This is a genomic window from Pseudomonas sp. NFACC56-3 (assembly GCF_900100025.1).
Taxonomy (GTDB): Bacteria; Pseudomonadota; Gammaproteobacteria; order Pseudomonadales; family Pseudomonadaceae; genus Aquipseudomonas; species Aquipseudomonas fluorescens_AA.
This window is the reverse complement of the sequence record NZ_FMTK01000006.1, coordinates 83579-101340: the sequence shown is the minus strand read 5'-3', so window position 1 is coordinate 101340 and position 17762 is coordinate 83579. Positions and strand designations below refer to the sequence as shown.

15 protein-coding genes are annotated in these 17762 nt (G+C 62.6%); 8 read left to right on the top strand and 7 right to left on the bottom strand.

Annotation, left to right across the window (positions count from 1 at the left end; translation table 11 throughout):
- The first annotated feature begins 28 nt into the window (after positions 1-28).
- Positions 29-1465, top strand: a complete 1437-nt coding sequence (gene sbcB / locus BLO80_RS11275) for an exodeoxyribonuclease I (RefSeq protein ID WP_092332382.1) — start codon at positions 29-31, stop codon at positions 1463-1465.
- Positions 1466-1546: 81 nt separating this feature from the next.
- On the opposite strand, the gene mvaT is transcribed toward sbcB, so the two are convergent.
- Positions 1547-1924 (bottom strand): histone-like nucleoid-structuring protein MvaT, encoded by a 378-nt coding sequence (gene mvaT / locus BLO80_RS11270; protein ID WP_003205091.1) that lies wholly within the window; start codon positions 1922-1924, stop codon positions 1547-1549.
- Between the two features lie 304 nt (positions 1925-2228).
- Here mvaT and purU point away from each other — a divergent pair, with 304 nt between their 5' ends.
- Both purU and BLO80_RS29915 read left to right on the top strand, forming a co-directional pair.
- Positions 2229-3077 (top strand): formyltetrahydrofolate deformylase, encoded by an 849-nt coding sequence (gene purU, locus BLO80_RS11265; RefSeq protein ID WP_060740880.1) that lies wholly within the window; start codon positions 2229-2231, stop codon positions 3075-3077.
- A 57-nt stretch (positions 3078-3134) separates the two neighbouring features.
- Entirely contained in the window at positions 3135-3308 is a 174-nt protein-coding gene (locus BLO80_RS29915; RefSeq protein WP_175459486.1) for a hypothetical protein, read from the top strand.
- A 4-nt stretch (positions 3309-3312) separates the two neighbouring features.
- Here BLO80_RS29915 and BLO80_RS11260 read toward each other — a convergent pair whose 3' ends face one another.
- From BLO80_RS11260 to BLO80_RS11250, 3 genes are read right to left on the bottom strand one after another with little or no spacing between them, the layout of a single operon-like run.
- Positions 3313-4308, bottom strand: coding sequence for a glucosaminyl phosphatidylglycerol flippase (locus BLO80_RS11260; RefSeq protein WP_092332384.1), 996 nt, complete (start codon positions 4306-4308; stop codon positions 3313-3315).
- Positions 4305-5072, bottom strand: a complete 768-nt coding sequence (locus tag BLO80_RS11255; RefSeq protein WP_092332386.1) for an N-acetylglucosaminyl phosphatidylglycerol deacetylase — start codon at positions 5070-5072, stop codon at positions 4305-4307. The genes BLO80_RS11260 and BLO80_RS11255 overlap by 4 nt, the downstream gene beginning before the upstream one ends.
- A gap of 16 nt (positions 5073-5088) precedes the next feature.
- Positions 5089-6180: an N-acetylglucosaminyl phosphatidylglycerol synthase gene (locus BLO80_RS11250; RefSeq protein WP_092201443.1), complete on the bottom strand. Its 1092-nt coding sequence runs from the start codon at positions 6178-6180 to the stop codon at positions 5089-5091.
- Positions 6181-6510: 330 nt separating this feature from the next.
- On the opposite strand from BLO80_RS11250, the gene BLO80_RS11245 reads away from it, so the two are divergent.
- Positions 6511-8001: a helicase HerA-like domain-containing protein gene (locus BLO80_RS11245; protein WP_092332388.1), complete on the top strand. Its 1491-nt coding sequence runs from the start codon at positions 6511-6513 to the stop codon at positions 7999-8001.
- 407 nt (positions 8002-8408) lie between these two features.
- Here BLO80_RS11245 and BLO80_RS11240 read toward each other — a convergent pair whose 3' ends face one another.
- Positions 8409-8864 (bottom strand): DUF721 domain-containing protein, encoded by a 456-nt coding sequence (locus tag BLO80_RS11240; protein WP_018614283.1) that lies wholly within the window; start codon positions 8862-8864, stop codon positions 8409-8411.
- 306 nt (positions 8865-9170) lie between these two features.
- Between BLO80_RS11240 and secA the strand changes: the two genes are divergently transcribed.
- The 4 genes from secA to BLO80_RS11220 all read left to right on the top strand — a co-directional run bounded on the left by secA (position 9171) and on the right by BLO80_RS11220 (position 14986).
- A complete protein-coding gene (gene secA / locus BLO80_RS11235; RefSeq protein WP_092331998.1) occupies positions 9171-11906 on the top strand; it encodes a preprotein translocase subunit SecA in 2736 nt (911 codons plus the stop codon).
- A gap of 123 nt (positions 11907-12029) precedes the next feature.
- A complete protein-coding gene (gene argJ / locus BLO80_RS11230) occupies positions 12030-13247 on the top strand; it encodes a bifunctional glutamate N-acetyltransferase/amino-acid acetyltransferase ArgJ (protein ID WP_092332001.1) in 1218 nt (405 codons plus the stop codon).
- 165 nt (positions 13248-13412) lie between these two features.
- Positions 13413-14045, top strand: a complete 633-nt coding sequence (locus tag BLO80_RS11225; RefSeq protein ID WP_092332003.1) for a glutathione S-transferase family protein — start codon at positions 13413-13415, stop codon at positions 14043-14045.
- Positions 14042-14986, top strand: coding sequence for a Nudix family hydrolase (locus BLO80_RS11220; protein ID WP_092332006.1), 945 nt, complete (start codon positions 14042-14044; stop codon positions 14984-14986). The genes BLO80_RS11225 and BLO80_RS11220 overlap by 4 nt, the downstream gene beginning before the upstream one ends.
- 148 nt (positions 14987-15134) lie before the next feature.
- Here the strand turns inward: BLO80_RS11220 and BLO80_RS11215 are convergent, their stop codons facing one another.
- Positions 15135-15716, bottom strand: coding sequence for a cob(I)yrinic acid a,c-diamide adenosyltransferase (locus tag BLO80_RS11215; RefSeq protein ID WP_092332009.1), 582 nt, complete (start codon positions 15714-15716; stop codon positions 15135-15137).
- A 2-nt stretch (positions 15717-15718) separates the two neighbouring features.
- The gene (locus BLO80_RS11210; RefSeq protein ID WP_092332012.1) at positions 15719-17755 is read right to left on the bottom strand and encodes a sensor histidine kinase; all 2037 of its coding nucleotides are present in this window, start codon (positions 17753-17755) and stop codon (positions 15719-15721) included.
- Positions 17756-17762 lie beyond the last annotated feature (7 nt).

The window sequence follows — 17762 nt, the reverse complement described above, 5'->3', positions numbered from 1 at the left end:
TCGCCAGTCTTCAGTTCAGGAACAGCCCGTGACTTCCATCTTCTGGTACGACTACGAAACCACCGGCATCAACCCGCGTTGCGACCGGCCCTTGCAGGTGGCGGGTATCCGTACCGATTTCGAGCTCAATGAAATCGACGAACCGGTGAATCTGTATTGCCGGCCCAGCGATGACATCCTGCCGCATCCGGCGGCCTGTGCGATTACCGGGATCACCCCGACATGCCTGGCCGAAAAAGGCTTGAGCGAAGCCGACTTCATGACCCGTGTCCACGGGCAACTGGCCGCGCCCGGTACCTGTGGCGCCGGCTACAACACCCTGCGTTTCGACGATGAAATGACCCGCTACAGCCTCTATCGGAATTTCTTCGACCCGTACGCACGGGAATGGCAGGGCGGCAACAGCCGCTGGGACTTGATCGACCTGGTACGCGCGGCCTATGCGCTACGCCCGCAAGGCATTGTCTGGCCGCAAGAGGACGGTCGCGTCAGCCTCAAGCTCGAACGCCTGACCGCCGCCAATGGCATCGATCATGGCCAGGCCCACGATGCGTTGTCGGACGTGCGCGCCACCATCGCCCTGGCCCGCCTGGTCCGTCAGCGGCAGCCGCGGCTCTACGACTGGCTGTTCCAGTTGCGCAGCAAACAGAAAGTGATGGACCAGATCCGCCTGCTGCAGCCGATGGTGCATATTTCCGGTCGCTTCTCGGCGGCGCGCAACTACATCGGCGTGGTATTGCCGTTGGCCTGGCACCCGAAAAACCGCAACGCCCTGATTGTCTGCGACCTGCATCTGGACCCCCAGGGCCTGTTGGACCATGACGCCGAAAGCCTGCGCCAGCGTTTGTATACCCGCCGCGAAGAACTGCTCGACGGTGAGTTGCCGGTGCCGCTCAAGCTTATCCATATCAACAAATGCCCGGTGGTCGCGCCGTTGTCGGTGCTGCGCGTCGAGGACCAGCAGCGGCTGGAGCTGGACATGGAGGGCTATCGACAGCGCGCATTGCGGCTAACTGACGCACAGAAAGTTTGGCAGGACAAACTTCAGGCTATTTATGGCCGCGAGGACTTCACCGCCAGCGAGGATCCCGAGCAACAGTTATACGCGGGTTTCTTGGGCGATCGCGATCGGCGTTTATGTGAACAAGTGCGCATGGCGGACCCGGTGCAATTGGCGCAAGCGCAATGGCCTTTCGATGATGAGCGTCTGCCGGAACTATTGTTCCGATATCGTGCACGCAACTTTCCAGACACCTTGAATCCCGAAGAGCAGGAGCGCTGGAGAATTTTCTGTCAACAACGTCTGTCCGCCCCGGAATGGGGAGCGCCTAATACCTTGCAAAGTTTTGACGAGGCGATGGGAGAGTGGCTGGCCCTGTCTACGCCGATGCAGCGAGAAGTACTCGTGGAATGGCAGGGCTACAGCCAGCAATTGCGCAAACGTTTAAGCCTTGTATCGCAATGAAATGAACAGATAACAGGCATAAAAAACGCCAGTAATCACTGGCGTTTTTTGTTCGCAAAGAAGCTTGCGCCGCGGTGAGGCTTAGCCCAGCAGGGTTGCCCAGCCTTCTACCACGTCACCGCCCCACTTGGCTTTCCACTCTTTCAGCGTCTTGTGGTTGCCACCTTTGGTTTCGATGACTTCACCGTTGTGCGGGTTCTTGTATTGCTTAACTTTGCGAGCGCGCTTGGTGCCGGTAGTTTTCACGGCGCCACGTGGGGCTTTGCTCGACTTGGCTTCTGGATCCAGCAGGGCAATGATGTCGCGCAGCGACTTGGAGTATTCGCCCATCAGCGTGCGCAGTTTGCCTTCGAATTCAAGCTCGGTTTGCAGTTTGTCGTCTTGCGACAGGTTTTTCAGGCGAGCTTGCAGTTCTTTGATGGCTTCTTCTGTGGCGCGGTATTCATTGATCAAGGACATGTGGACTACCTTATGTAGGACGCGGGTGACAAGGAGACAGTGCGACAATAGTAATCAGACAGTTTCATCAAGTAAACATTTAACCGGTGTTTTATTTAATTAATTAGTGCCGCGCCACAAAAACGCCTGTTGCAGTTAAATACCGCGACAGTGTCTTCACATCTGTTCACATATAATCTGCCTTCCCGGGCCTCGCCGGCCATGGCCTGGGGCTGTCGCCCAGGATCCGGCGTGTCATCGATACTGCAGTTTTGCCGCGCAATGGCTAGAATGGCCGCCTTTGCGAAGTTCTGGAGTTCCCCTAATGCGCACTTTTCGTCTGGTGATTGCTTGCCCGGACCGCGTCGGCATCGTTGCTAAAGTCAGTAACTTTCTGGCGTCCCATAACGGCTGGATCACCGAAGCGAGCCATCACTCGGACAATCAAAGCGGTTGGTTTTTCATGCGTCACGAGATTCGTGCCGACTCGCTGCCCTTCGGCATCGAAGCCTTTCGTGAAGCGTTCGCCCCCATTGCCGAAGAGTTCTCGATGGACTGGCGTATCACCGACACCGCGCAGAAAAAACGTGTGGTGCTGATGGCCAGCCGCGAGTCTCATTGCCTGGCTGACTTGCTGCACCGCTGGCACAGCGATGAGCTCGATTGCGACATCGCCTGTGTGATTTCCAACCATGATGACTTGCGCAGCATGGTGGAATGGCATGGCATCCCGTACTACCACGTGCCGGTCGACCCGCAGGACAAACATCCGGCGTTCGCCGAGGTCTCGCGACTGGTCAAGCAGCACGACGCCGAGGTGGTGGTACTGGCTCGCTACATGCAGATCCTGCCGCCGGCCTTGTGCAGCGAATACGCCCATAAGGTCATCAACATCCACCACAGTTTCCTGCCGTCGTTCGTCGGGGCCAAGCCGTACCACCAGGCGTCGATGCGCGGTGTGAAGCTGATCGGCGCCACCTGTCATTACGTGACCGAAGAGCTGGATGCCGGCCCGATCATCGAGCAGGACGTGGTGCGCGTCAGTCACAGCGACAGCATCGAAGACATGGTGCGTTTCGGCCGTGACGTCGAGAAGATGGTATTGGCCCGGGGCCTGCGTTATCACCTGGAAGACCGGGTGCTGGTGCACGGCAACAAGACCGTAGTCTTCTGACTAGACTGCCAAGGGCCTGGACGAGCGATCGCCAGGCCTTTTTTCATGAGGTTCGCCATGACCGATCCATTGGACAAAGCCACCTCCAAGGCGCCAGCCACTCTGGGCGAGGGCTGCCTCAGCCGCTATGACCCCGACGCGTTGAGCCCGGAGGATGGCACCGAGTTCCCCGACGCCGCGCAATTGTGGGAGCAATTGCATCCCCAGGACGCGCCCGAACAGACGCCGTGACCGGTCAGGCTTGCCTGAGCCTGATCAGCTTCTTGATCAACGGCCGCCCGACCATCAGGAAGAACACCGGCCCACCGGCCACCAGGTAAAAATAATAGGTCACCGCCCGCCAGATCAGGATCGCCGCCGCTGCGGTGGACTTGCCCACCATGGGGGCCAGCAGCGCCGCCGACGTCAGCTCGGCCGCCCCGGCACCGCCCGGCAGCAGGCTGAACTGCCCCGCGCTCAAGGACAGCATCTGGATCAGGAAGCTCCACGCCCACTGCAGGTCCGCGCCCAGCCCCTTCAATGCCAGGTACAACACGCTGTAGCGCAGCGCCCAATGCAGGCAGGTCAGGCCGAAGACCTGGAACAGCGTCTGTCGTGGCAATTTCAAGGTGTCGGTGAAGGCCGCGAGGAAGTTCAGGATCTTGCGGCCCCAGCGTCGGCGGGTGGCGGTTTTCACACGTAGGTGCCGCAGCACGCGAGCGCCCAGCAGAATCAGCCGGCGGTGATAACGGGCCACCAGCACGCAGCCGAACAGCCCGCCAAACAACGAAATCGCGCTCAACGCCAGCATCCATTCCAGGCGCTGGCTGAGGTTCTGGAACAGCGCGTAGAACAGAATGCCCACCAGGGCGCAGAGGAAGAACAGCAAGTCGCTCAGTTGATCCATGGCGAACACCGCGCTGCCATGGGCCGGGCGCACACCGTTGCGCGCCAGCAGGGCCATCAGCGTCAGTGGGCCGCCACTGCCTCCGGGCGTCGCGCACATGGCGAACTCGGTGGACATCACCACGCCCATGCTTTTCCACCCGCCGATGCGCCCACGGTATTCACCCAGCAACAGGCGCAGGCGCACGGAATTCAAGCCCCAGCACAGCACGATCATGCCGAGCATGGTCAGCAGCAGGGACAGGGGAAAGCGCTGCACCCGCGACCACATTTCCCCGCCGCCGACCAGCAGCGGCACCAACAGCGCCGTGAGCAGGGCGGCGCCCAGCCAGATCAGCCGTTTCATGCGGCGCTGCGGGCCCGCAGCCCCTGGGTTGCCAGCCAGCCGACCTTGGTCATCGGCACGCGACCGTCGTTGAGCAGGCGTTCGAGGATGCGCAGCCAATAGTCCCGGGAAAACCCGTGGCGCATGTCCACCGGGTGCAGGCCCAGACGAATCACCGGAGCCTGGCGCCAGCGCTGTTCACGCTGGTCGCTGATGACCTTCGACAGGCCACGGCGCCAGGCACTGCGGGCACTCCAGACCAGGCCCGGCGCGTCGATGGCACTGAAGTCGGGCAGGCGATAGAGGTGTTGGGTGTCACTGGTGTAGCTCAGCGGTAACTGGCGCAAGGCCTGGCGCGTGCCTTCGCTCATCAGCCAGGCCGGGGCGACGAAACCTTCCAGCGGCCAATGGTAGCGCTCAAAGGTGGCGATCCCGGCGCGCAGGCGGGCCAGGGCGGCGGCCTCGGACAGGTTGTAGAACTCCCCCTCATGGGTATAGACCCGGCGCATGAACCACTCCTTGGGGTGGCGGGCGACAGGGCCGTCGTCGCAATGGTAGTAGCCATGCAGCACCAACTCGTCGCCGCGCTCGACCCGGCGGTCGAGCAGGCGGCGGAAGTCGGGGTGAGCCTCCAGGGCATTGGTACGGTGAAAGTCCGGCACCACCAGCCAAGTCATCGGCACCTGGCCGAGGGCATCCACGGCTTCGACGAAGGGCTGGTAGTCAGGCCAGGTTTGCGGTGCCACGTCGTGCAACACCAATAGCACGCTGGGCGAAGAACTCATCGACACGCTCCTCGCCTCAACCATTGGCCAGCAACGGCATTTGTTCGCCGAGTACGGCGTAGTAGTGCCCCAGCAAGCTGTTGACCACGGTGTCCCAGGCGTAATGACGCTCCACATGCCGGCGCGCCAGCAGGCCACGGCGTTGGCAGCCTTCGCTGAACAGTTGCCGCACGGCATTGGCCATGGCCTGCGGATTGTTGGGCGTGCACAGCAGGCCGCAGTCCTCGTGGACGATTTCGGTGAAAGCCCCGGCCGCTACCGCCACCACGGGAATACCGCTGGCCATGGCTTCGAGGATCACCAGGCCGAAGGTCTCCTGGTCGCCGGCGTGCACCAGGGCATCGGCGCTGGCCATGAGCCGGGCGACTTGCGGCGCCGGGCAGAATTCGTCGACCACCGTGACGTTGTCCGGCACCACGGCGGGCATCGATGAGCCCACCAACAGCAGGTGATAGCGCTCGCCCAGGCGTTTCATGCACTTGAGCAGCACCGGCAGGTTTTTTTCCTTGGAACCGCGACCGGCGAAAATCAGCAGGCGCGCGTCTTCGGCGATACCCAGCTCGGCCCGCAGTTCCGGGTCGCGGGCGGCGGGGGTGAAGGTTTGCAGGTCAACGCCCAAGGGTTGCACATAGACGTTCTTGACCCCCAGCCCGGTCAGTTTGTCGGCCATGACCTGGCTCGGCGCCAGGACCCGGTCGAAATTGCCGTACAACTTGCTGACATAGGCTTCGATATTGGGGGTGAACCAGTTGCCCATGCGGTTGCTCACCAACAGCGGCAGGTCGGAGTGATAGAAGCCGATGACGGGCACGTCGAGCTGACGGCGGGCATCCAATGCGGCCCAGGCGGTGAGGTACGGATCCCCGACTTCGATCAGGTCCGGTTGCAGATCGCGCAGGACATTGCGCCAGGGCGCCAGGCGAAGGGGGAAGCGATAGCCCTTGCCGAACGGCAGTGCAGGAGCTGGCACCTTGTAGATTCCGTCGTGCTCGCTCAAATGCGCGCCGGGGATCAACAGGCTGTGGCGAATACCGGGCCGATCGCCCAGGCGCCGGTGCTTGGCATCCAGATAAGTGCGCACGCCTCCACTGGCGGGGGCGTAGAACATGGTTATGTCCGCTATATGCACGATGAACGTCCCTCCGGTCTGTGTTCTCCTGTGTTGACCTTTATGAAGAATAGATGTTCGGTTGGGGTTGTGGGGTGGGTGCATCGCCAGTGGAGTATTGCTGGGTTTGACAGGGCCTCATCGCGAGCAAGCTCGCTCCCACATGGGATCTGTGCCTCGCCCCAAATCTCTGTGGGAGCGAGCTTGCTCGCGATAGGGCCAGCCCAGGTTCGCAGCTATTATTCCTGCTGCCAGGGCCTTGATGCGCCAGGCATGCTTTTATATAAGCGTGCAAAATGGCGTCATATCGCAAACACCACGGGTGACCACATGCCTGACTCATCGCAACTCGTTATCGGTGCCGACCTCAGCGGCCAGCCCATCGCCCAGGCCATGCGCCTGGCGAACCGTCATGGCCTGGTGGCCGGTGCCACCGGGACCGGCAAGACCGTCACCTTGCAGCGCCTGGCCGAAATGTTCAGCGATGCCGGCGTGGCGGTGTTCGCGGCGGATATCAAGGGTGACCTGTGCGGCCTGGGTGCTGCCGGCAACCCCCAGGGCAAGATCGCCGAGCGCATCGCCGGCATGCCCTGGCTCAACCACAAGCCCCAGGCTTATCCGGTGACCTTGTGGGATATCCACGGCCAGTCCGGGCATCCACTGCGCACCACCCTGAGTGAGATGGGCCCGTTATTGATCGGCAGCCTGCTGGAACTCACGGACAGCCAGCAGTCGGCGCTCTACGCCGCGTTCAAGGTGGCCGACCGTGAAGGCCTGTTGTTGCTGGACCTCAAGGACCTGAAGGCGCTGCTCAATCATCTCAAGGACAACCCCGAGCTGCTGGGGGACGACGCGGCGCTGATGACCACCGGCTCCAGTCAGGCGCTGCTGCGGCGCCTGTCCACTTTGGAACAGCAGGGCGCGGACGCGTTGTTCGGCGAACCGGCGTTGCAGCTCGAAGACATCCTGCAACCGGCCAGCGACGGCCGTGGCCGCATCCACTTGCTCGACGCCAGCCGCCTGGTCCACGAAGCGCCAAAGGTCTACGCGACGTTCCTGCTGTGGCTTTTGGCCGAGCTGTTCGAACAGTTGCCCGAGCGCGGCGATGCGGACAAGCCGCTGCTGGCGCTGTTCTTCGATGAGGCGCACTTGCTCTTTGCCGGTACGCCCAAGGCTTTGCAGGAGCGCTTGGAGCAAGTGGTGCGCCTGATCCGATCCAAGGGCGTGGGGGTGTATTTCGTGACCCAGTCGCCGGGCGATTTGCCGGACGATGTGCTCGCCCAGTTAGGGTTGCGCATCCAGCACGGTTTGCGGGCCTTCACGGCCAAGGAACAGAAATCCCTGCGGGCGGTGGCCGACGGTTTCCGGCCCAACCCGCAATTCGATGCCCTGGCGGTGCTGACCGAGCTGGGCATCGGTGAAGCCCTGGTGGGCACCTTGCAGGAAAAAGGCACGCCGGAAATGGTCCAGCGCGTGCTGGTGGCCCCCCCGCAATCGCGCATCGGGCCGCTGAGCGAGGCCGAGCGCGCCGGGTTGATCGCCAGTTCGTCGCTGCAAGGGCGCTACGACAAGCCCATTGATCGCGAATCGGCCTACGAAGTGCTGATGGGACGCAAGGGGCTGGAGCCCCAGGCCGAAGCGGTGCCGGGCAAGTCCACGGCCGAAGAACCCAGCTTCACCGAACAGGCCGGCGAGTTCCTTGGCACGGCAGCTGGCCAGGCGCTCAAATCGGCGATGCGCCAGGCGGCCAATCAACTGGGCCGGCAGCTGGTGCGCGGGTTGATGGGGTCGTTGCTGGGGGGCAGCAAGCGGCGCCGTTAGTCGAGACCGAGTTGCCCCCTTCGCGAGCAAGCTCGCTCCCACACGGGTTTGGTGTCGTACACAAAATAGGTGGCCGCTGCAGATCCACTGTGGGAGCGAGCTTGCTCGCGAAGGCGGTTTGGCAGGCGAAAAGTGTGCTGGCTGAGCTGCCGCTATCGCGAGCAAGCTCGCTCCCACACGGGTTTGGTGTCGTACACAAAATAGGTGGCCGCTGCAGTTCCACTGTGGGAGCGAGCTTGCTCGCGAAGGCGGTTTGGCAGGCGAAAAGTGTGCTGGCTGAGCTGCCGCTATCGCGAGCAAGCTCGCTCCCACACGGGTTTGGTGTCGTACACAAAATAGGTGGCCGCTGCAGTTCCACTGTGGGAGCGAGCTTGCTCGCGATCGCTATCTAGCCGACGCCGAAAATCTCAATCCTTGGGCCGCGCATGCGCCGCCAACCGCTCCAACGCCGCCCGCAGGTTAGGATCGCTGATGCCATCGGCGGTGGCCTGGATGGTCGCCGCGGCGTCGGTGGACAGGTCCAGCGTATGGCCCTTGGCGCCGACCTGGACAGTGGGCGGTTGCACCTTGAACAGTATCCGCGTCAGGTTGGCGAATTCTTCGAACGCCTGGAGTTGGCGCAGCAGGCGTTTTTGCTGGTAGCGCAAACGCGTGGCCCAGTGGCCGTCGGTGACGATCAACAGCAGGCTGCCTTCGCGCCAGGACGCCACGTGGCAATGCTCGCGGGCGGCCGGTTGCAACTGGCTGTCCAGCAGGCGCTGCAAGTGGCCCAGGCGTTTGGCGTGGCCGAAGATGGCTTTCAGCGGCTTGGCTTCGCGCAGCAGAACGGCGGGCGCCTTGGCTGGAAGAGGGCGGAAGGCCATGAATGAATACCGCAAGTGACAGAGGCGCCATGGTAGCAGAAAGCGCCGGACGCGCCTCGACCCTCTCGCCCAGCGGCTTTTGGCTACACAATCAGTGAGAACTTCTGCGCTTTGTGGGTTGAAGTTCGCGCAAAAGCCCTTATTTTAGGGTGGCCCCGTCACAGCGCTGTGCCAGCATCGTGGAATAACGCCACTTTCCTCTCCATCGTTTCCGGGTAGAATGCTCGTTCGCATGCGGCCATGAGGGCTGCACGGGCGACTCATGGGGCCGCCCTCCATCCCTTTAGTGTGGAAGATCCTGCCGATATGTTTGCGCCTTTGTTAAAGAAACTTTTTGGAAGCAAGAACGAGCGTGAAATCAAGCGCATGCTCAAGACGGTACAGACTGTCAATGCCTTCGAAGAGCAAATGGTGGCCCTTTCGGACGATCAGTTACGCGCCAAGACTGCCGAATTCAAGGACCGCATCGCCAAGGGGGAAACCCTTGACCAGCTCCTGCCCGAAGCCTTTGCGGTCGCCCGTGAGGCCGGCAAGCGGATCATGGGCATGCGCCACTTCGACGTTCAGTTGATCGGCGGCATGACCTTGCACGAAGGCAAGATCGCCGAAATGCGTACCGGTGAGGGCAAGACCCTCGTGGCGACCCTGGGCGTGTACCTCAACGCACTGTCCGGCAAGGGCGTGCACGTGGTGACGGTCAACGACTACCTGGCCCGCCGCGACGCCAACTGGATGCGCCCGCTCTACGAATTCCTCGGCCTGACCGTCGGCGTCGTCACGCCGTTCCAGCCGCCGGAAGAGAAGCGTGCCGCCTACGCCGCCGACATCACCTACGGCACCAACAACGAATTCGGGTTCGACTACCTGCGCGACAACATGGCGTTCAGCATGGAAGAAAAATTCCAGCGTGAACTCAACTTTGCCGTGATCGACGAAGTCGACTCCATCCTCATCGACGAAGCCCGTACCCCGCTGATCATTTCCGGTCAGGCCGAGGACAGCTCCAAGCTGTACATCGAGATCAACAAACTGATCCCGCAGCTCAAGTTGCACGTCGAGGAAGTCGAAGGCGAAGTGACCCAGCCCGGGCACTACACCATCGACGAGAAGACCCGCCAGGTCGAACTCAACGAAGCCGGTCACCAGTTCATCGAGGAAATGCTCACCCGCGTCGGCTTGCTGGCCGAAGGCGAGAGCCTCTACTCGGCCCATAACCTGGGCCTGCTGACCCACGTCTATGCCGGCCTGCGTGCCCACAAGCTGTTCCATCGCAACGTCGAATACATCGTCCAGGACGGCCAGGTCGTGCTGGTGGACGAACACACCGGCCGTACCATGCCGGGTCGTCGCCTGTCCGAAGGCCTGCACCAGGCCATCGAAGCCAAGGAAGGCCTGAACATCCAGGCCGAGAGCCAGACCCTGGCCTCGACCACCTTCCAGAACTACTTCCGCCTGTACAGCAAGCTGTCCGGCATGACCGGTACCGCCGACACCGAGGCGTTCGAATTCCACCAGATCTACGGCCTGCAAGTGGTGGTGATCCCGCCGAACAAACCGCTGGCCCGTAAGGACTACAACGACCTGGTGTTCCTGACCGCCGAAGAGAAGTACGCGGCGATCATCAACGACATCAAGGAAGGCATGGCCCAGGGCCGTCCGATCCTGGTGGGTACCGCCACCATCGAGACCTCCGAGCACATGTCTGCCTTGCTCAACAAGGAAGGCATCGAGCACAAGGTCCTCAACGCCAAGTTCCACGAGAAGGAAGCCGAGATCATCGCCCAGGCCGGTCGCCCGGGTGCGCTGACCATCGCCACCAACATGGCCGGCCGTGGTACCGACATCCTGCTGGGCGGCAACTGGGAAGTGGAAGTCGCCAGCCTGGAAGACCCGACCCCCGAGCAGATCGCGCAGATCAAGGCCGACTGGCAGAAGCGTCACCAGCAGGTGCTCGAGTCCGGCGGTTTGCAGGTGATCGCCTCCGAGCGTCACGAATCGCGTCGTATCGACAACCAGCTGCGTGGCCGTGCCGGTCGCCAGGGCGATGCCGGCTCCAGCCGTTTCTACCTGTCCCTGGAAGACAGCCTGATGCGCATCTTCGCCTCTGACCGGGTGAAGAACTTCATGAAGGCCTTGGGCATGCAGCCCGGCGAGGCGATCGAGCACCGCATGGTGACCAACGCCATCGAGAAGGCCCAGCGCAAGGTCGAAGGCCGCAACTTCGATATCCGCAAGCAACTGCTCGAGTTCGACGACGTCAACAACGAACAGCGTAAAGTGATCTATCACATGCGTAACAGTTTGTTGGCCGCCGACAACATTGGCGAAACCATCGCCGATTTCCGCCAGGACGTGCTCAACGCCACCGTCAGCGCCCACATCCCGCCGCAGTCGCTGCCGGAACAGTGGGACGTCGCCGGCCTGGAAGCCGCCTTGCAGAGCGATTTCGGCGTGGCATTGCCGATCCAGCAATGGCTCGACGAAGACGATCACCTGTACGAAGAAACCCTGCGTGAAAAACTGCTGGCCGAACTGATCGCTGCCTACAACGAGAAGGAAGACCAGGCGGGCGCCGAGGCACTGCGCTCCTTCGAGAAGCAGATTGTGCTGCGGGTACTGGACGATTTGTGGAAAGACCACCTGTCGACCATGGACCACCTGCGCCACGGTATCCATTTGCGTGGTTACGCCCAGAAGAACCCGAAGCAGGAGTACAAGCGCGAGTCCTACACGCTGTTCTCCGAGTTGCTCGATTCGATCAAGCGCGACTCGATCCGCGTGCTGTCCCACGTACAGGTTCGCCGCGAAGACCCGGCCGAGGAAGAAGCCCGCCTGCGCCAGGAAGCCGAAGCCCTGGCTGCGCGCATGCAGTTCGAGCACGCCGAAGCCCCTGGCCTGGAAGTGGTCGCCGAAGAGGGCGTCGATGTGGATGTCGCCCTGGCGACCGCACCGGTGCGCAACGAGCAGAAGCTGGGCCGTAACGAACTGTGCTATTGCGGTTCGGGCAAGAAATACAAGCATTGCCACGGGCAGATCCAATAAACCCGTCTCAACGCTGAACCACCCGCGCCGCGACCGGATTTTATCCGTCGCGGCGTTTTGCCATTTTGATTCGCCGTCCCAATGAGGATGGCGTCGATAGACATCTAATTTAGGAGCGCATTCATGGCTGTTGGTCTTGGTCCGTTGCCCACGCTGCACCCGGTTGCCGGTTTTGAACTCGGTATTGCCTCGGCGGGCATCAAGCGCCCTGGGCGCAAGGACGTCGTGGTCATGCGTTGCGCCGAAGGCTCGACGGTGGCGGGTGTGTTCACCCTCAACGCCTTTTGCGCCGCCCCGGTCATCCTGGCCAAGCAACGCGTGCAGGGGCCGGTGCGTTACCTGTTGACCAACACCGGTAACGCCAACGCCGGCACCGGCGCGCCTGGCCTGGCCGCCGCCGAGCGCACCTGCGCCAAGCTGGCGGAATTGACCGGCGTCGACGCCAGCCAGGTGCTGCCGTACTCCACCGGCGTGATCGGCGAACCGCTGCCGGTCGAGAAGATCGAAGGCGCACTGCAAGCCGCCCTCGACGACCTGTCGGAAAACAACTGGGCCGCCGCCGCCACCGGCATCATGACCACCGACACCCTGCCCAAGGGGGCGAGCCGTCAGTTCGAGCATGACGGCGTGACCATCACCGTCACTGGTATCAGCAAAGGCGCTGGCATGATCCGGCCGAACATGGCGACCATGCTCGGCTACATCGCCACCGACGCCAAGGTCTCGCGCCAGGTGCTGCAAGACCTGATGCTCGACGGGGCCAACAAGTCGTTCAACCGCATCACCATCGACGGCGACACCTCCACCAACGACTGCTGCATGCTGATCGCCACCGGCCAGGCCAACCTGCCGCAGATCAACGAGGCCAGCGGCCCGCTGTTCGCTGCGTTGAAGCAGGCGGTGTTCGAAGTGTGCATGGACGTGGCCCAGGCCATCGTCCGTGACGGCGAAGGCGCGACCAAGTTCGTGACCGTGCAGGTCAATGGCGGGGGCAATCACCAGGAATGCCTGGATGTGGGCTATACCGTGGCTCACTCGCCGCTGATCAAGACCGCACTGTTCGCCTCCGACCCGAACTGGGGCCGCATCCTCGCCGCTGTCGGCCGGGCCGGCGTGCCTGAACTGGACGTGAGCAAGATCGACGTGTTCCTCGGTGACGTCTGCATCGCCAGCCAAGGCGCTCGTGCTGCCACTTACACTGAAGCCCAGGGCGCGGCGGTGATGCAGCAGGAAGAAATCACTATCCGTATCGAGTTGGGACGGGGGGATTGCAGCGAAACCATCTGGACCACCGACCTGTCCCACGAGTACGTCAAGATCAACGCTGAGTATCGGACTTAAACCGAGTCGTCCCCATTCGCGAGCAAGCCCGCTCCCACAGGGGATTGCGGGGTGACATAGCAAGTGTTCACACCACAAATCCCCTGTGGGAGCGGGCTTGCTCGCGGAGGCAGCCTGACAGACATCGCAAATGTCTCTAATTGACCATAAGAAAGGAATCCGGATATGAGCCTGCACCTGATCATCGGCGACCAACGCATTTCTTCCTGGTCCCTGCGCGGCGCGCTCGCCCTGGCGCTGACCGGCGCGAAGTACTCCGAAGAACTGGTCAGGCTCGACCAGCCCGACACCCGCGAAAAGCTGCTCAAGTACTCGGCCACGGCCAAGGTCCCGTTGCTCAAGACCGAATTCGGCGTGATCGCTGATTCCCTGGCGATTGCCGAATACCTGGCCGAACAGTTCCCGCAGGCCGGTCTCTGGCCCAAGGATGTGGCCGCCCGGGCCCAGGCACGCTCGGCCTGTGCGCAAATGCATAGCGGTTTTTTCGCCATCCGCAGCCACATGCCGTTTGACCTGCTGCGCGATGCACCGTTGTCGCCCATGCCGGCTGATGTCCAAGTGGAAATCGAGCGGATGCTGGCGCTATGGGCCGAATGCCGCGCCGCGGCGACCGAGGCCGGTCCCTACCTGTTTGGCCGCGTCAGCCTGGCCGACGCGTTTTTTGCCCCTGTTGCCGTGCGTTTGCGCACTTATCAGGTGAAACTGTCCGAGGTCGATGAGGCCTACGTCGAAACCCTATATCAATGGCCAGCGTTCAAGGCGTGGCAACAGGTTGGCCTGGAGGACACTGCGCGGTGAAACGAGTCCATGTGGCGGCAGCGGTCATCCGCGATGCCGCCGGTAAAATCCTGATCGCCCGACGGGCCGACACCCAGCACCAGGGCGGCCTGTGGGAATTTCCAGGCGGCAAGGTCGAGGCCGACGAATCCGTCGAAACCGCCCTGGCCCGTGAACTTCACGAAGAGTTGGGCATTGTCGTCGACGCCGCCCGGCCGTTGATCAAGGTGCGTCACGATTACCCGGACAAGCAGGTGTTGCTGGATGTCTGGGAAGTCTCGGCGTTCACCGGCGAGCCCCATGGCGCCGAAGGGCAGCCGTTGGCCTGGGTGACGGCCCGCGACCTGACGAACCATGAGTTCCCGGCGGCCAATCAGCCGATCGTCGCGGCGGCCCGTTTGCCGGGCGAATACCTGATCACCCCGGAAGGCCTTGAGACGCCGGCCTTGCTGCGCGGCATGCAGAAAGCGATTGCCGGCGGGATCAAGTTGGTCCAGCTACGCGCCCCCAACGGCTACGATCCGCAATACCGCGACCTGGCGGTGGATGCGGCGGGGTTGTGTGCCGGCAAGGCCCAACTGATGCTCAAGGGGCCGTTCGAATGGCTGGGGGATTTTCCTTCCGCTGGCTGGCACATTACCGCCGCGCAACTGCGCAAGCATGCCGCGGCCGGTCGACCGTTTGGCAAGGACCGTTGGTTGGCGGCTTCCTGCCATAACGCCGAGGAGCTGTCCCTGGCGCAGCAAATGGACGTGGACTTCGTCACGCTTTCGCCGGTACAGCCGACCCAGACCCATCCCGATGCACAGCCGTTGGGGTGGGCAGAGGCGGCGCGGTTGATCGATGGCTTCGACCGGCCGGTCTATCTGTTGGGCGGGGTCGGCCCCGGTGAGCGGCAAAAAGCCTGGGAGGCCGGGGCCCAGGGTGTGGCGGGGATTCGGGCTTTTTGGCCTGGGGCATGATTCTGGGGTGTGGCTGCTGGCCCCTTCGCGAGCAAGCCCGCTCCCACACGGTGATCGGTGGTGAACACAAATTTTGTGTCTGACGCAGATCCAATGTGGGAGCGGGCTTGCTCGCGAAGGCGGCCTGACAGGCGATGCATCGCGTTGATCAGCCCCCAGGCTTGGCCGCCGCTTCCCACAGGACCTCCGCCACCCCTTGCCGCCGGGCAATGACCCGCGCCGCCACGAACAACAGGTCCGACAACCGATTGATATAGGCCAGCCCCGGCCCCGTCAGCGGCTCCACCGCGTTCAATTGCTGGCAACGCCGCTCGGCGCTGCGGGCGAGGCTGCGACAGACGTGGGCCTGGGCGATCAGCGTCGAGCCACCGGGCAGGATGAAGTTTTCCAGTGGCCCCAATTCCTCGTTCCACACATCGATCGCCGCTTCCAGCCGCTCGATTTCCGCCACGTTCAAGGCTTGGTAGGCCGGCATCGCCAGCTCACCGCCCAGGTCGAACAATCGATGCTGACAAGGCTCCAGCACTTCGCTGACTTCCTTGAGTGCCGGGTACCGGGCCGTTTCGGCGGCGAGCCCGGCCAGCAACAAGCCCAACTGGCTGTTCAGTGTGTCCACTTCGCCGATGGCCTCGACCCGTGGGTGGTCCTTCGCCACGCGGCGACCATCGCCCAACCCGGTTTCACCTTTATCGCCGGTGCGGGTGTAAATCTTCGACAGGCGAAAGCCCATGCTCAACGCTCCAGTGGTTTGTTTTCCTGCGCCACCATCGAAGGGCCCGTCAGGGGCAGGCGCAAGGTGAAGCAGGTGCCTTGGCCTGGCGCCGACTGCACTTCCATCTGGCCCTTGTGGTTGTTGGTGATGATGAAATACGAGACCGACAGCCCAAGGCCGGTGCCCTGGCCGATCTCCTTGGTGGTGAAGAAGGGTTCGAAGGTGCGCTTGCGCACGTTCTCGCTCATGCCGATGCCATTGTCCTCGACCTGGATTTCCGCCCACGGCGGATTCAACCGCGTACGCAGGATAATGCGCCCGGGTTCGCTGTCGTCCTGGCGTTGGTGGATGGCTTGGGCGGCGTTTTTCAGCAGGTTGAGCAGCACCTGTTCCAGTTCGTTGGCCGTGCCGGGCACCGGGCCCAGGTTCGGGTCGAACTGACGGATGATCGCCTGGCCCTTGAAGTCGAAGCCGATCGTCAGATCGAAGTCATTACCGGCGATTTCCACCGCCTGGTCGATCAGCGCCGGCAGGTCGCAGGGCGCCATCTGCCGCGTGCTGCGCCGGCTGAAGCTGAGCATGTGGGTGACGATTTTCGCCGCCCGGGCGCCGGCCTGCTGGATGCCGTCGAGCAATTGTGGGATTTCCCGGCTTTCCAGGTAGCGGTTGACCACTGGTAATTCGATGCCCAGTTGCTCGGCCTGTTCGAGGTTCTTCGGCAATTCCGGCGACAAGCGTCGGCGGATGTTCTGCACGTTGTGCAGGATGGCGCCCAGGGGGTTGTTGATCTCATGGGCCATGCCCGCCGCGAGGCCGCCGACCGAGAGCATTTTTTCCGACTGCACCATCATTTCCTCCAGCGACAGGCGCTGGGTGATGTCGTCGATGCGGATCACCACGCCCCGCCCGGCGCCGCCCATCAGCGGATAGAACGTCAGGGCGTAATGCCGGGCCTCGTCGTCCTTGGTCCAGGTGACGCGTTCGATCTTGGCCACCGTATGTTGCTCGACGGTCTGCTTGAGCTGGGGCAGGTACGGCTTGAGCGGTTCGAAGGCAAGGAAGATCGGTTGGTTCAGGGCCTCGTCCAGTCGCGTGCCGGAGAGGGCGCTGGCTTCCTGGTTCCATTGGGTGACGTAGAGTTGCTCATCGAGGGCGATCAGGGCCGACGGCATGGAGTCGATGATGCTGTTGAGGTAGTTCTGGAAGCCCGTGAGTTTTTTCTCGATCTTGCTGCGCACCTGGACTTCCAGCTCCAGCTTGCGATTGGTATGGCGGGTCTCTTCCGCCAGGCCCTGGGCCTGGTCGTAGGCGGCCTGGGAGTCGTCCCGCGCGCGCTTGAGTTGCTGCTCCCGGGCTTCGATCCGCGACAGCATGGTGTTGAACGCTTCGGCCAGGCTGCCGATCTCGTCGTGATTACCGCGGGCGGCGCGCAGGGAGTAGTTCTCTTCGCGGGTGACCTGGCGCGACAGTTCTTCGAGTTGATGGATCGGCTGGGTGATCAGGCGTTTGATTTGCTGGGCGATGACCAGCCAGAGCAACACGCTGAAAATCAGGATGCCGAGGCTGGCGGTCAGGGTGCCGGTGTAGAACGCCGTGGGCAGTTCGCTGCTGGCCACCAGCAGCAGGTGGCCGGGTTCGGTGCCGGGGCGGGGCAGGGTAATGACCTGGTTGCTGCGGAACTCGCCCGCCTGCCAGGCTTGTATGTTGCGGAAATGGTCCGGCAGCTTGAGCTTTTCGCCCTGTTGCAGCTGTGCCAGGCGGTCGCCCTGGCCGTCGTACAACGCCGCCGCCCGCAGCGGTGCGTAGCTGTTGAGCTCGTCGAGCAGGCGCTGGGCACTTTGTGGCGACTGCAGGGCGTCAGAGATCAGGCTCGGGTTGGCGACCAGTCGGCCAATGGTCTGCAGGGCCTGGGGCGCCATGCTTTCCTGGGAGATGTAGTAGGCGGCGCTGATAAAGGTCAGGTTGGCTACCAGCAGGACAGTGGTCAACAACACCAACAGGGCGGCCAGCAGTTTCTGGCCGACCGGAAGGTTTTCAAGGCGCTGGCGCAATGGCATCAGACTC

Coding starts and splice junctions, on each gene's coding strand:
- argJ (WP_092332001.1), top strand. CDS start 12,030: ATGGCTGTTGGTCTTGGTCCGTTGCCCACGCTGCACCCGGTTGCCGGT.
- BLO80_RS11260 (WP_092332384.1), bottom strand. CDS start 4,308: ATGAAACGGCTGATCTGGCTGGGCGCCGCCCTGCTCACGGCGCTGTTG.
- BLO80_RS11225 (WP_092332003.1), top strand. CDS start 13,413: ATGAGCCTGCACCTGATCATCGGCGACCAACGCATTTCTTCCTGGTCC.
- mvaT (WP_003205091.1), bottom strand. CDS start 1,924: ATGTCCTTGATCAATGAATACCGCGCCACAGAAGAAGCCATCAAAGAA.
- BLO80_RS11255 (WP_092332386.1), bottom strand. CDS start 5,072: ATGAGTTCTTCGCCCAGCGTGCTATTGGTGTTGCACGACGTGGCACCG.
- BLO80_RS29915 (WP_175459486.1), top strand. CDS start 3,135: ATGACCGATCCATTGGACAAAGCCACCTCCAAGGCGCCAGCCACTCTG.
- purU (WP_060740880.1), top strand. CDS start 2,229: ATGCGCACTTTTCGTCTGGTGATTGCTTGCCCGGACCGCGTCGGCATC.
- secA (WP_092331998.1), top strand. CDS start 9,171: ATGTTTGCGCCTTTGTTAAAGAAACTTTTTGGAAGCAAGAACGAGCGT.
- BLO80_RS11245 (WP_092332388.1), top strand. CDS start 6,511: ATGCCTGACTCATCGCAACTCGTTATCGGTGCCGACCTCAGCGGCCAG.
- BLO80_RS11240 (WP_018614283.1), bottom strand. CDS start 8,864: ATGGCCTTCCGCCCTCTTCCAGCCAAGGCGCCCGCCGTTCTGCTGCGC.
- BLO80_RS11210 (WP_092332012.1), bottom strand. CDS start 17,755: ATGCCATTGCGCCAGCGCCTTGAAAACCTTCCGGTCGGCCAGAAACTG.
- BLO80_RS11215 (WP_092332009.1), bottom strand. CDS start 15,716: ATGGGCTTTCGCCTGTCGAAGATTTACACCCGCACCGGCGATAAAGGT.
- BLO80_RS11250 (WP_092201443.1), bottom strand. CDS start 6,180: ATGTTCTACGCCCCCGCCAGTGGAGGCGTGCGCACTTATCTGGATGCC.